We start from the raw sequence: 272 nt of genomic DNA on the forward strand, positions 1-272 counted from the left end.
GTACGCTGGACTCCATCATTTCTGACTGGGACTATAACCCGGACAATACCCGCTCTATTCAGGTCGATCACCGTTTTATGCTTTGGCAAATGCAGCTGGACGGTGCCGATAGTCTGTTAAAAGAGATGGGCGTAAAACAATAGAACTTTTTAAACGAACAGAGGTTTACTCTAAGCCAACCGTTGCAGGCCTGGATGGCCGAATCGAGCCCCCAGGGATGGGTTTACGGCGTGTTGGCGTAGGTACGCAGATATAACTAGAAGTACTGCCTT

The 272-nt window shown here is 48.9% G+C and carries 1 protein-coding gene; it reads left to right on the forward strand.

The window, feature by feature from the left end; translation table 11 throughout:
* The first annotated feature begins 14 nt into the window (after nucleotides 1-14).
* Nucleotides 15-143, forward strand: a complete 129-nt coding sequence (locus tag SB773_RS31820; RefSeq protein WP_410594318.1) for a S46 family peptidase — start codon at nucleotides 15-17, stop codon at nucleotides 141-143.
* Nucleotides 144-272 lie beyond the last annotated feature (129 nt).

Source organism: Bacillus sp. SIMBA_074 (genome assembly GCF_046534555.1).
Lineage (GTDB): Bacteria > Bacillota > Bacilli > Bacillales > Bacillaceae_G > Bacillus_A > Bacillus_A mycoides.